The sequence below is a fragment of the Enterococcus sp. AZ015 genome (assembly GCF_050499225.1).
Classification (GTDB): domain Bacteria; phylum Bacillota; class Bacilli; order Lactobacillales; family Enterococcaceae; genus Enterococcus_D; species Enterococcus_D entomosocium.
Map to the genome: position 1 here is coordinate 3,319,942 of NZ_JBMHEX010000001.1, position 13,158 is coordinate 3,333,099.

A 13,158-nucleotide genomic window follows, 5' to 3' on the forward strand; every position below is an offset into this window, starting at 1 on the left:
TACTCCCCAACAAACCATGACTGACAAACAAAAACCCTCGATGCAAGACGAATTTCCCTAAGAATTCCCTCACGACAACGTTCTAAGATTTCCTTTTCGTTTATGTAAAACGTTCTTCTCTAAAAAAATATATTTAGACCATAATAATTAATACTATCACAAGTCAGAAATGTCAATAAATGAAATTATCAAGCACTGTTTTTTTACTTTCTCTTAAAAAACGACACTATCAAGTGCTTACCCGTTCTTACAAACAAAAAAATCAAAGGCAGTCGATGCAACCGCCTTTGATTTTTCTATAAACCAAGGTTCATTCAGTCTTGCAAAAAACGTTTCATAAAGGGACTTTTTATTCATTGAAAAAAGCAATGAAAGGGTTTCTAGCGATACCGTTTCTTAATGTGAAAAGCCATAGGTTTGATCGGATGAAACATGACGGCTTGGTCGCTTGTTCAAGCGCTCGATTCCTTCTTTCATGTCTTGCACCAGATCCATTGCCATTTGCATACTTAAATCTGCCCGGCAGACAAAGCGTTGGATATTGATATGTGATAGATTATCAGGTAATGGATAGGTAGGGACTTGCCAGCCTTTCATCGCAAATTCATCCGTCAAATCATACAGATTCCAAGAAATATCGGCATCTTCTTTTAATTTGTAGCAGACGATCGGCAACCGTGAACCATCATTATAAATATCGAAGTAACCCATGTTTTCAATCTCTTTTGCTAAATATTGGGCAACATCGCTGGTCTTTTTGTGGATCAAGCGGTAGCCTTCAAACCCATTGCGGATAAAGGTGTAATATTGTCCGATGATTTGGCTGGCGCTTCTTGAAAAGTTGATGGCCATCGTTGGCATTTCACCGCCAAGATAACTTACTTTAAAGACCAACTCTTCTGGTAAGAAATCTTTTTCTTTCCAAAGCACCCAACCGATACCAGGGTAGACTAACCCATATTTATGTCCAGACGTACTGATGGAACGAACGTTTTTCAAACGGAAATCCCATTCAAGTTCTGGTTCCATAAATGGCGTGTACAATCCCCCACTAGCCGCATCCACGTGGATGTAGACTTTGTAGTCGGTGTGTTTGTTGTATTCCTCTAATTTCTTGTCTAGTGCTTTGATATCATCGTATCGTCCAGTGTAAGTGATTCCTAAAATACCAACGACCCCGATCGTATATTCATCTAAATAGTCCGTGACCTTTTCAACATTAATGCTGCCATGTTCTTCATCGATAGGGATCGTTCGCATTTCAATGTCCCAGTAGACACAGAATTTTTCCCAAACGACTTGATAGGCAGAAGAAATCACTAAGTTTGGTTTTTGTTTATTGATATCTAAGCCAAGTTTTTTTGCCCGATTGCGCCAAGCAAATTTTAAGGCCAATCCACCTAACATACACGCTTCACTTGAGCCTACCGTTGATGTACCGATAAAATCGGACGCTTCTGGGGCATGCCATAAATCAGCGATCATATTGACACAGCGGTTTTCAATTTCTGCTGTCCGTGGGTACTCGGTTTTATCGATGGCGTTTTTATCAAGGGTTTCACTCATAATTTTGACTGCTTCTGGTTCCATGTAGGTTTGACAGAACGTCGCCAAATTTTGTCTTGAGACCCCTTCATCGATCAATTGATCTTTGACTAATTCATAGGCATCCCGCGGTACCAAGGACTCTTTTGGTAATTTGTACATAGGGATCGCTTGATCCATTGCCTCATTCCCATAGATAGGCTCCAAATATTGGGCTTCTTTTCGATTTTTTTTACTAAATAACATGCAGCTCTCCTCCTCATAGGTTGTGCTTTTTATTTTTTATCGCTTGCTTTTTCACCTACATATTTATAGATGACAAACGGTATCACGACAATAATCAGCCAACTGATGATCAAGATGGCTAAATAGGTTCCGCCCTTTCCGGTGCCGATATCGCTCGGTGGAAAGAAGGAAATAAAGAAAGAAAAAATAGAAACAAGCAAACCAACCATCGCAACACCAATTTTCACATTTTTCCCACCAGGAATATGATACGTTCTTGTTAAGTCGTCTTTTTCTTTGACTAATTTAATATAGGAAAGAAACAAGAGGACATAAGCCACCAGATAGATGCAGACCGTCAACGCCATCGCAACGAAGAAGGATAGATTGGCGCCTCCACCGCCTAATGTCAAGACAACCGCCCAAATGGAAACAATGATGCCTTGTACCAAAACGATATTGATTGGGACATTGTGTTGATTGACTTTGGCCATTTGTTTTGGCAGCAAGCCATTTTCAGCTGCTTCAAGCATCGCAGTCGATGGGCCGACCACCCAAGCAGCAATTTCTGCAATGACACCTAAACAGATGACCACGGCAATCAAACGAACCAGCCATTCTCCGCCGCCAAAATGATGGATCAAATAAGAATAGGCTTGAATCACGCCAGTATCAAGAGACAATTGATTTTGGGGAATCGTGGCAGCCACCGTTGCCCCACCTAACGTATCCAAAAGAATCGTTGCTACAACTAAAATCAAAATAGCTTTCGGGTAATTCTTTCCAGGATTGTCCATATCTTTTACGTGACTGGCAGAAGATTCAACCCCTGCATAGGCTAAAATAAAGGAAACAAAAACGACCAGCGTATTGATTTTCGTGAAATCAGGAATCCAAGCGCCTGATCCAAAAGAAACTTTGACGGGATTCCCTTGAGCAATGTAGACAATTCCTAAGATAAAAAGAATGATCCCTGTTGCGACGATCCCCACAAAGAACCCTACTTTGGCAATCTTCGCAGTATTTTTTGTTCCGCCAAATTGCGAGATCGTGATCAGCCAAAAGATCACTAAAGTGGCAATCAGCTTCAGCCAAACATTCGTATTAAGAGCCGGCCAATTTAGGGCATAGGAAAGCGCCCCGACAATAAAGTAAATCATCGTAATAAAGCCTACCGTGATTTGGAACCATTGGAAGAAAATGGCAGCAAAGCCCCATTTTCTCCCTAATGTTTTTGAGACCCAGGTATAGAGTCCCCCTTTTTCCCATCCCTTTACAGTAGCCATCTCCGCAGAGCAAAGGGCTACAGGGATAAACCAGAGGAAACCGCCGACGAGTAAATAAAAAACTAAATTCATCTTCGATGTCGCAAAGGTTGGATACTCATATACCGTCATCACCATTGAAGCAGTTATTGCAAAAAAACTCAACAATGATAGTTTTTTCTTGCTAGTATCCATTTTTTTTACCTCCTATCGTTAGATACTATTTTTCAGCAGCGGAAGATAGATCAATATGGTACGTATGTGTCAAATCTCCATCTGCTTTAAATTCGATTTCGACCGCTTTGATCGCTGGCAAACTTTGTTCTTGCGCCACTTTAAAATGAATAAAGCCATCTTTATGTTTGTCATGGGTCAAAATCTCATCATCTAAGTAGTCCACAAACACTTCCGCTTCTACTTTTTTGCCATCATTCAACACCAAATAGGCTTTGTCAGGTTTGATTTTTTTGTCTTTCGAATCTTCATTAAACAATTGATATTTCAGTGAGAGCAATGTTTTGTATTCTTTGTCTTTGTCTTTGAATTCTTCTACATTCACGATTTTTACATGATTCACTAAAAAGCGAATGTGATCCCAACCAGCATTTTCATAATTCGTTTCATACCAAACGACGTCTTTGATTTTCGGATCGATTCCCTTAGTTACGATTTCTTCAAAATACCCGTCATCACTCAATTTTTCACTTCCCACAACTACTTCATCTGACGAATCGCTGATCAACGTTTCCGTTCCAGACCCAGAGACCACTTCCCCTGATTCTTCCACTGTTGAGCATGCACCTAGAGTAAACAAAACGCCTACACCTAAAACGAAACCTGCAACTAATGATGTTTTCTTCATTGTAAATCCTGTCCTTTCTTTTATTATTTTTATTCCATCTCAGGTATACCATTTAACCCAAAAAAGCGAATACCTAATTTTTTATTTTAAAAACAAAAAAACGCGAAAAATAATTCGCGTTTCGGTGCTATCATGAAGTGCAGATAAGAACAATGACCATTGAAAAGAAAGGACTGAGTTTTTTTGAGAGCGCTTGTGGTCGTCCTAACTGCCGTTTTGTTAAGTATCAGCCCTCTTTCAGCTGACTTTTATCTGGAAAAGACGGACAGACATACTTCTAACGCAATGTTTTCTCGGATAGAAGTTGCCCAAAATGAGTGGGCGACTACTGGATCAAAAAGATTTGTTGGAACGCTGATGCTTCCTGATGCAAAAGGCAGCCTGTTGACAGCTGACGGGCATTTTATGAGAAGACCTTCCAAGCTTGCGACGAATAGACGCGTAGCAATAGCAGCTTGTAGGGTTCAAAAAACACCCAAAATCGCACGGGGCAGTCATCTGTCTCAGCGCTGTAGCTCTTTAGCCCCTACGACTTTGCGGTTAGAAAAAGCGTGTCAGGCACGGCAATCAAACGTCCTTAGCTCTCATCCGAGTATCTGGTGTCGTACATGACGCCTTCATCCACAGGGTTTCCGCAGTGATGGCACATAGGTAAGTCAAAAACAAATGATCCTCAAAACGTTTATCCTCCGGCGTATCCTAGACAAATCTACTTCCCCATCCTGAACAAAAAAATAGCCACTACCTACTTTCCACTTACTTGTGCCATCCTCTGCTTGATAAAATGATCAAAATTTTTTGATTGAAAAGAAAAAATTGCCTATTCTGTTTTGATCATTTTTTTAGTGATCGATCATTACTTAGCTAGCTAAGCCCCCCAAACCTCAAGCAGCCCCCGAAAACAGTTTCGGAGGCTGCTTGGGGTGAGCTTTGCTCACTATTTAGTTTTCTTATAAAAATTTTAATATGAGAAATCATTTATTACAATATGAATGAGAAAATTGAGTTACGCTTTCTATTTTCATAAGTAAGTATAGATTCTATTCACAATGTAACATAGTAACCTTATTTAACTAAGCTATTTTTTTAAGAAGACCTTATCAATCTTCTGAAGCAAAAATATTCCACCAGATTATATTAGTCTTGCCGAAGCCATTTTTATATGCTCTTCAATATTGTACTTATAGCTAACGCACTTCGACTCACCTGTATTCATTCGAATTAACGGACAGCCTCCTAAACACAAAGGTTGAACTTTACAACTTGAACATTTCGCTTTCGAAAAAAATTTGTACTCTGTAAATGTTTTATGCACACTGTTCAATTGTATTCCTGTATAGATATCTCCAACTCGTCCAATCGTTTTACCAATATGAACCCAGCATTTATATAAAAATCCATTAGGGTCGATTACATAGTCATCTCGATTGATAGCTTCGCAGAACCCAATCGTTGTCCGTGGTATGGCAACAATATTTATCCCTCTTTCCAAAAGACTTTTATAAACCATTATTTCTTCTTTCGAAAACTCTTGGGATGTATAACATGTGGGTGTTTTGTAGGTATCAAAATCCTCTACCGGCGCAAGATAAAAGCCAACTTTCTTAAGTAAATTAAAATTATCCAGCGAGTTCATCAAACGAATAACATCTTCATGATTATTCTCCCTATCTATATTTACTCTTACAGTTACTGGAATATATTTTAGAGTTTTAACTATATTCTGTAATATTCTTGCAAATGTCCCTTTCCCATTTGTTAAACATCTTCTAGAATCATGATTTATCTGATCCCCATCCAGAGTAATTTGAGCATAATTAACGTGATAACTTTTTAAAAGTTGTGCAACTTTTTCTGTTAGCAAATAACCATTGGATACAATTTCTGCGTTGAAATTTTTATATTTTTTTTCGTTTTTCATTATTATTTCACTTATAACTTTAATAGAGTTCAATCCCATCAAAGGCTCTCCTCCATACCAAATTACTTTCAATGACTGATGGGGTAATACATTTTTAAGAATAAACTCAGCTGTTTTCTTAGCAGTTTCAGTAGTCATAGTATGTTGTCTAAACCCTTGCTCGTAACAATAAAAACAGGAAAAATTACAGTTCATCGTAGGGGCAATTGTGAAAGTTACTTGACTAGGATTATATCGTTTTTCATTTGCCACAGACACTAATCTTGCTTCTTCATCAATCTCATCGGAAACAATGATATTTTGATTTTCTAAATAAGAGAATAATTCTGTTTTCTCAAAGTTATCGTTATTAATAAAAGTCTGTAGATCATGGAACTCGCTTTGAGTTAGTAAAACGATAGCAGAGTATACCGAATTGTACAAAAGTATTTCATTATCCACTTCTTCAACAATCGTATATTGCGATAATTTCATAAAATCACTCCTAATTAAATTGGGTAAAAAATTTTCTGTTACCTAGATTTGTATGCTTTACAAAAGAACGTATGAATGTTTCTCTATCAATTGAATAGTTGGGGTTACATGAAGTATCACACTGTACCTTTCCTCGACACACTGCAATTAATTCACATGAATTACACTGATTGTTGCTTTTCGGAAGAACACTCTTTTGGTCATAAAGGCTATATTGAACATCTTCTGCAAAAGAAGATGATTCTGTAAAACTTTTTATTATTCTACGTTCATAAAAATTTGTTGCATTACATAACCCTATAGATCCATCAGAGAAAAACTTTACAGACCAAGGATTATACGCATCGCACTCAAAGCGATACGAAGAAAATGGAGAGACATTCACCAGGAAACCGTTTTCAATTAGGTGATCAATTGCAGTTGAAGATACCCACTTTAGATATTTTTCATAGGATAATGCATTGAAATAATTTTCATTAAACTCATAGTTATTAATGTAATAGCAATTGATATGGGCTTTGATATCACTTTGGCGGATCGTAACGAGAAAAGACTGAAACTCTTCTGTATTTTTATCAGATGTATTATAACCAATATGGATTTTAACACGTCCGCTCTTAGATGCTACCGCTAGATTTTCAAAAATCTTATCATACGTTCCGCTTCCACTCTTAAGAGATCTATTTCTATCATGATCTTTTCTAGATGTTAGTGTAGTATCGACAATTAAAGAATCAAAATGATTTATAAAATCTGGAGTGAGTAGATAGGCGTTTGTTCCTAAACCATAAGAAATTGAGAGTGATTTCTCTGACGCAATTTGATCAATCTTACTTTTAATTGCGAGAATTCTTTTTTTATAAAGAAGTGGCTCGCCCCCGAAAAAATAGATATATAGTCTCCGAACGCCTAGCTGAGCAATGTCTAAAATGTATTGCATTATATTATTTATCGTCTGATCAGTAATAACATTTTTAGAAAGGAAATCATTCTGGTAACAATAAGTACACGAAAAGTTGCAATCTTCTGTGATATTTATAGTGATAGTAACTAAGTCTCTCTTTAAATTGATTGTTTTCTGTTTATAACTTTCCAAATCACCGTGTATAAATCCATTTTCAAATAAATATTTTCGTTCACCTTCACTTATTTCGCTCGAAATCTCCGTTTTACTTTTCATTTTTTTTGAATCAATAGTAACTATTTCTTGCGTTAATGTATTGCAAAGAATAGTCTCGTTACCGTTCTCAATGATATCGACATACCGTGAAAAACGCATCACCTAACCCCCTTTTTCAATAATTATACATTTCACAAAATAATATTTCAATTTTTTTTTAATTTGTGATATAGTTTTTACATAGGAGGGAGAGAATGAAAAAAATATTAAAAAGAAACCAACCACTTTTCTTTTTGCATGTGATTTTATGCGCAATGGCAGCGCTCATTCAAGTTGGGGTTGCTTTGGTGTATAGACAAATCACCGAGGTTGCTATGTCAGGAGATGTAAAAAGACTTTTATTTATTGGTATATTCGCCTTCTTTTACATCTTATTGAACACGATGAGCGATTTTATTCCAAGAAGAAGTAAATCCGTCTTAGTTCAATCAATAATGAATCAACTGAGAGAGAGTCTCTCGCAGAAAATCGTTCGAATGAATCCGGTACTATTTCTTAAAAATGAGAAAAACGAGTATCTCTCAAAGTTGGCAAATGAAATGAAAGTCGTTGAATTAGAATTTTTAAAGCCCGGATTTGGACTGATTTTAAGCATTTTTACCTTTCTATTCTCTCTTTTATTCACACTAAAATTAAACACTTCTTTTTCATTGATTATGCTGCTCTTAGCTTTTAGTCCTTTGCTAGCCCCTTATTTCGCTAAGCGAATCCTTAGTGATCGTCGCAAGTCCGTTGTTCTGGAGCAAGATCGTACACTTAGTTTATTTGACCAACTTCTCTCAGGATACCTGACCTTACGTGTCGGCAAAGGTTTTCCAACATATACGAAAATTTTTACTAACAGTAGTGAACGATTAAAAAAGGAAAGTATCACTTTTGAAACCTTACAAGGACTGACTTATGCAATTTCTTTTGGACTTGGGGATCTTGCCTATTCAGGGACATGGATCGTTGGTGGTTTCTTTGTTGCTGCCAAAATAATCACCATTCCCGATCTTATTGCGATGACTACACTAATGAGTACGATTGCCGGTCCGTTAGAGTATTTCAGTACTTCAGTTACAGATATTTTAGCGAGCAAGAAGGTCGCGGACGATCTTATAGCTTTCATTGATGGTACCGATGATGATGAGCCCAATCGCTCACTTGAACTTGCAGAACCAATAAATACTTTATCGATTGAAAATCTGCATTTCCATCATGGAAATCGTTTGATTTTTAATGGTTTTACTCAAACATTTGAGCGTGGAAAAAAATATGCTATCACTGGCGCAAGCGGTAGCGGGAAGTCGACACTATTGAATATTTTAGCGGGAATTTACCCTATCGACGATCATCAAGTATTGGTTGACCAGCAAGAGATGAATCAGCTATCTAGAGACTCCCTTTATGAGAAAGTTGCACTTGTCCAACAAAAAACTGCTATCTTCCAGACGAGTATTGCTTACAACGTTTCTATTTTTAGTGAATACGAACTTGAAAAAATCGTTGATGTTTTAAAACGAAGTGGATTAGATGATCGCTTTGATAACAATGATTTAACCGATACGCAAGATAATACATGGATAAACTTTCTTTCTGGCGGCGAGCTTAGACGGCTTGAGATTGCTCGGGCAATCTTTAAAGATTCCGATGTTATTCTTTTTGACGAACCAACATCTGGTCTAGACAGTATAAACGAGATGATTATCAGTGACTTAATCTGCTCACTTACAGATAAAATAATCATTGTCGTTACTCACTCAACAAATCAGGAATTTCTAGGTTCATTTGATGAGCTAATTCAGTTAAATAAATCATGAATTTAGATGATATAGGCCTACCTTATGTCATCTGGAAATATAAAAGAAAGGAGAGGTATACAATGAAAGTAATCTCTGAAGCTTCAAAAGAACAAATCATCACCATGTGTGGAAGTAATCAGCATTCCCATCATCCACCAATCATCTTACCTGAAGAGACTGATACACCATTTTCAAATCAGAAAAAAGAAGAGATAAAAAAAGAAGAGAAAGCTAGTTAAGAGAAAATCATTTGATCCTTACTTTACTTATTAATAAGGATAATAGCAATCAAAGAAGGGGTCGTGACTAGCTATATATGTCTCGACTCCTTCTTACATATTTCCCGCAAACGCAAATAATTTTTAACAGCTACTTGTTATCAACTTTCTTCATATAAAGAATTGGATAAGGGTTTCCTTGTTCGTCTAACTCGCTTCTTTTGTATACCTCAAATCCCATATGCTCATAAAATCCTTTCGCCTGAGGATTCTGTTCATTTACTCCCAGTTCATTTACAGAATAGTTTTCCATCCCGTATGCCAAGAGTTTTCTTCCTAGTCCCTTGCCTCTTTGTTCATTTGCTATAAAAAGCATTTCAAGATTTCGATCCGAGATCCCCATGAAGCCAGCTGGCTCTCCATTTTCACTTTCTACGATAATCAAATGTGGCACATGATGCAATGCCTCTGGAATGTATTGCTTAATGGCTTGGATTTCGGTCTCTGACAAAAAGGTGTGCGTCGCCTTAACAGAACTCTCCCATACTTCAATTAATTGTTGCTCTAACTTTTGATTCATACTACTTACTTCTTTTATATTCATGGATAGTCACACTCTCATCAGCTTATTTTCGTTTTTCATAACAAGAATCGCTGTTTCATTGATCCAAGTTAAGAATTTTCAACATCATCATAACATGAGATGGATTTATTTAAAATCTATGGATAAAAACTGCCTCGCTCAAATAGATAACGAAACAATCAATTCTAAGAGAGTATGACTTGCTTTGAAACACACTAAGAAAGGAGCTTTCAATACTGATGATTTCTCAAATCATTCTGTTGAAATAAAAATGCTTGTAGCTTTTTCTTCCCGAATAGTCGCCATAACGAACAAAATATATTCTTTTCAATAAACGATTTTAAACCACTTGCCCTAGAGTCCACTTCAGGGTTTATGATTACTTATAGAAAAGATAAGGAGAACCAACGATGAATATAAAAAAAGCAGCGGAAATGTTTGATTTGAGCGTAGACACATTGCGCTATTATGAACGAGTCGGTGTGATTCCACCTGTCCAACGCAATGAGAGTGGCTATCGGGTGTACACAACAAATGATCTAAACTGGATCTATTTAGCAAAACATTTACGAAATGCAGGATTGTCGATCGAATCGCTAATTGAATTTGCTCAATTGGCACAAGTACGTGAAAGTCAAAACGTCGAAACAGCTCAGAAACAGATTTTAGCCGATCAACTCGAAGAATTAGAGAAAAAGTTAGCAGCAATGCAGGAAGTAAGAGACCTACTTATTTATAAGATAGAAACGTATGATGAGCATATCGCAAAATTTAAAGCAGGAAATATGACCCCTGATAAAGTGGAAAAATTATGGGAACGAAAAAAGTAACATCTTTCACTTGCTATGGACTTAACTCCAAGGTTTAGGATAGAACATGCAATGAAAATTAGAGGAGGAAACATTATGCAAACAATCACACTCAATAATGGTGTCACCATGCCGCAACTAGGATTTGGCGTTTATCAAATACCTTTGGAAGAAACAGCAGAAGCTGTTTACCAAGCAATCAAAGCTGGGTATCGACTGATCGACACTGCTTCTATTTATGGAAATGAAACAGAAACAGGCGAGGGAATCAAGCGCGCCATCACTGAAGGTCTAGTCACTCGAGAAGAACTTTTTGTTACCTCTAAATTATTTATTCTCCAAGCTTCCGAAGATAAAGCGAAAGAAACGATTGAACATTCGCTTGAAACAATGGGATTAACTTATCTTGATCTCTACCTTATTCACCAACCATATGGAGATATTTATGGTGCTTGGCGCTCAATGGTTGCTGCTCAAAAAACAGGAAAATTACGTGCAATTGGCGTTTCAAATTTCAAATCAGCTAAGATGATCGAGTTTGTCGGCTTGAATGAGGCGAAACCTCAAATCAATCAAATCGAAGTGAACCCTTGGAATCAACGAGCGGAAGATCAGGAATGGCATGAAAAATATGACGTCCAAGTTGAAGCTTGGGCTCCCTTTGCAGAAGGACGCCATGACCTATTTACCAATCCGACATTAGCAGAAATTGGCAAGCAATATGGCAAAACGGTTGGTCAAGTTGTTCTTCGCTGGTTGATGCAAAGAGGGATTGTCGCTTTAGCAAAAACAGTTCGTCCAGAACGGATGGCTGAAAACATTGCTATTTTTGACTTTGAGCTTTCCCAAGAAGACATTGAAAAAATAGCCGCTTTAGATAAAAAAGAGTCCGCATTCTTTGACCACGATGCCCCCCAACAAGTGGAATGGTTTATGGAGCGGATGTTAGATACTGAAAGTTAATAGGTTTTTATTGAAGAAAACCAATACAAGTCCGCTCACATTGCAAAAGGAAGCGGACTTGTATTAGTTCTTACTGAATTGTATGTCGTCACTTTTCTTTGTCAGTATGACAATGTTCTTGGAAATAGGGCCAGTGAGTCATCTTTGAACAAGGAGTTGCTTTTCATATTTAGCAGTGGAACCTAAATGATGATCTAAAAAATGACGAAGGACAGACATTCGTAGATAAGAACTGTACAAAACAACATGCCTAAGACGCTTCTCTGACCTCTCAAATGTACTTTCACCAAATATGTTTTAGAGATTCTATACGTACATAATAGATAAATTGCCCCCAATTCTTCTACTATTAAGAGGAAACATTAAGAAGAAATCTTTAGATCAAGATAGCTGCTGCCATCACAACGAAATTATAGAAGCTATGTGCAAAAATGGATTCCCAAATATTTCCCCTACGTAAATAGGTGATCGTCAAATAAAACCCTATGACAAAGTAGGGAAAAAGAGCAAAAAGATTCCCGTTCACATTTACGATATGACTTTCAGTAAAAAGCAAGAGGCTTCCGACAGCAGTGATGATTCTCAACCATCGTTTTTCTCCAACATAAATCAGTGTATAGCGATAAAGCATTTCCTCGAAAACAGGTGCTAGCAAAAGTACATCGAATACAAATGGAAGGGTTCTTTGATCGGAGAGATAAACAAAAATCAACGCATTGAGATCACGAAATAAAAGAATATTAATTAAACCGATAGTGAGGATAATACTAGTAGGTACGATGAGACCGATTTTTATTAGCGCAATTTTATTTATCTTTTTATAACTCTCTACTAAATAGTTACGGAAAAGAAGGATACCAAGTAAAACGAACAATAGTTTTACTCCGAAATGATTATAACTCATCAAATATCTTGCATAAAAAGAAGGAATGCCACGTATTGCTAGCCCCTTCCATAGGACATAAAACAATAAAAATAACCCTCTTTTCAACTTATCCCTCCTAATGAACGAAAGCTTTATACTCCAGATAGTTTTACTCTTCTTTCAGTTCTTCCTATCTCTAAAATAACAATAAACCAAATAACCACTCGAGCATACTAACAAAGGAAGTCCGACATAGAGCATACCAGTTCCTAATGGATAATTAATAGCAAGATCAAGTTGGATATTCTTAAGCTCTTCTTGGCTTATTGTGTCAAAATCTTGAATAGGAATCAAAATCGTTTGTAAAAAAAAGCCAACGACCGTGATAAAAAGACTGAAACAAAAAACGCCGAGTGCAAATTTTTTCATAAGAGACCTCTTTTCAGCATACACTTTATTGCTTT

Annotated in this window: 12 protein-coding genes; 4 read left to right on the plus strand and 8 right to left on the minus strand. The window is 37.0% G+C overall.

What is annotated here, in order from left to right:
• Window positions 1-396 precede the first annotated feature (396 nt).
• From IGK85_RS15600 to IGK85_RS15620, 5 genes are all read right to left on the minus strand, one after another.
• Window positions 397-1,791 carry a glutamate decarboxylase gene (locus IGK85_RS15600; RefSeq protein ID WP_005233215.1) on the minus strand — a complete coding sequence of 465 codons (1,395 nt, stop codon included), beginning with the start codon at window positions 1,789-1,791 and terminating at the stop codon, window positions 397-399.
• A gap of 29 nt (window positions 1,792-1,820) precedes the next feature.
• Window positions 1,821-3,230, minus strand: coding sequence for an amino acid permease (locus IGK85_RS15605; protein WP_005230559.1), 1,410 nt, complete (start codon window positions 3,228-3,230; stop codon window positions 1,821-1,823).
• A gap of 25 nt (window positions 3,231-3,255) precedes the next feature.
• Window positions 3,256-3,897, minus strand: coding sequence for a hypothetical protein (locus IGK85_RS15610; protein ID WP_005230557.1), 642 nt, complete (start codon window positions 3,895-3,897; stop codon window positions 3,256-3,258).
• Window positions 3,898-5,029: 1,132 nt separating this feature from the next.
• Window positions 5,030-6,292: a radical SAM/SPASM domain-containing protein gene (locus tag IGK85_RS15615; protein WP_005233213.1), complete on the minus strand. Its 1,263-nt coding sequence runs from the start codon at window positions 6,290-6,292 to the stop codon at window positions 5,030-5,032.
• A gap of 10 nt (window positions 6,293-6,302) precedes the next feature.
• Window positions 6,303-7,571, minus strand: coding sequence for a radical SAM protein (locus IGK85_RS15620; protein WP_005230552.1), 1,269 nt, complete (start codon window positions 7,569-7,571; stop codon window positions 6,303-6,305).
• Window positions 7,572-7,666: 95 nt separating this feature from the next.
• On the opposite strand from IGK85_RS15620, the gene IGK85_RS15625 reads away from it, so the two are divergent.
• Together IGK85_RS15625 and IGK85_RS15630 are read left to right on the plus strand one after the other, a co-directional pair.
• The gene (locus IGK85_RS15625) at window positions 7,667-9,274 is read left to right on the plus strand and encodes an ATP-binding cassette domain-containing protein (RefSeq protein WP_005233211.1); all 1,608 of its coding nucleotides are present in this window, start codon (window positions 7,667-7,669) and stop codon (window positions 9,272-9,274) included.
• Window positions 9,275-9,336: 62 nt separating this feature from the next.
• Window positions 9,337-9,495, plus strand: coding sequence for a hypothetical protein (locus IGK85_RS15630; RefSeq protein ID WP_008380281.1), 159 nt, complete (start codon window positions 9,337-9,339; stop codon window positions 9,493-9,495).
• Between the two features lie 130 nt (window positions 9,496-9,625).
• On the opposite strand, the gene IGK85_RS15635 is transcribed toward IGK85_RS15630, so the two are convergent.
• Window positions 9,626-10,078: a GNAT family N-acetyltransferase gene (locus tag IGK85_RS15635; protein WP_005230546.1), complete on the minus strand. Its 453-nt coding sequence runs from the start codon at window positions 10,076-10,078 to the stop codon at window positions 9,626-9,628.
• A gap of 389 nt (window positions 10,079-10,467) precedes the next feature.
• Here IGK85_RS15635 and IGK85_RS15640 point away from each other — a divergent pair, with 389 nt between their 5' ends.
• Window positions 10,468-10,887 (plus strand): MerR family transcriptional regulator, encoded by a 420-nt coding sequence (locus tag IGK85_RS15640; RefSeq protein ID WP_005233209.1) that lies wholly within the window; start codon window positions 10,468-10,470, stop codon window positions 10,885-10,887.
• A 75-nt stretch (window positions 10,888-10,962) separates the two neighbouring features.
• Window positions 10,963-11,829, plus strand: a complete 867-nt coding sequence (locus tag IGK85_RS15645) for an aldo/keto reductase (protein WP_008380285.1) — start codon at window positions 10,963-10,965, stop codon at window positions 11,827-11,829.
• Between the two features lie 376 nt (window positions 11,830-12,205).
• On the opposite strand, the gene IGK85_RS15650 is transcribed toward IGK85_RS15645, so the two are convergent.
• Both IGK85_RS15650 and IGK85_RS15655 read right to left on the minus strand, forming a co-directional pair.
• On the minus strand, window positions 12,206-12,820 hold the full coding sequence (locus tag IGK85_RS15650) for a CPBP family intramembrane glutamic endopeptidase (protein ID WP_008380288.1): 615 nt from the start codon (window positions 12,818-12,820) through the stop codon (window positions 12,206-12,208).
• Between the two features lie 54 nt (window positions 12,821-12,874).
• Window positions 12,875-13,123: a hypothetical protein gene (locus IGK85_RS15655; RefSeq protein WP_008380289.1), complete on the minus strand. Its 249-nt coding sequence runs from the start codon at window positions 13,121-13,123 to the stop codon at window positions 12,875-12,877.
• Window positions 13,124-13,158: the final 35 nt, after the last annotated feature.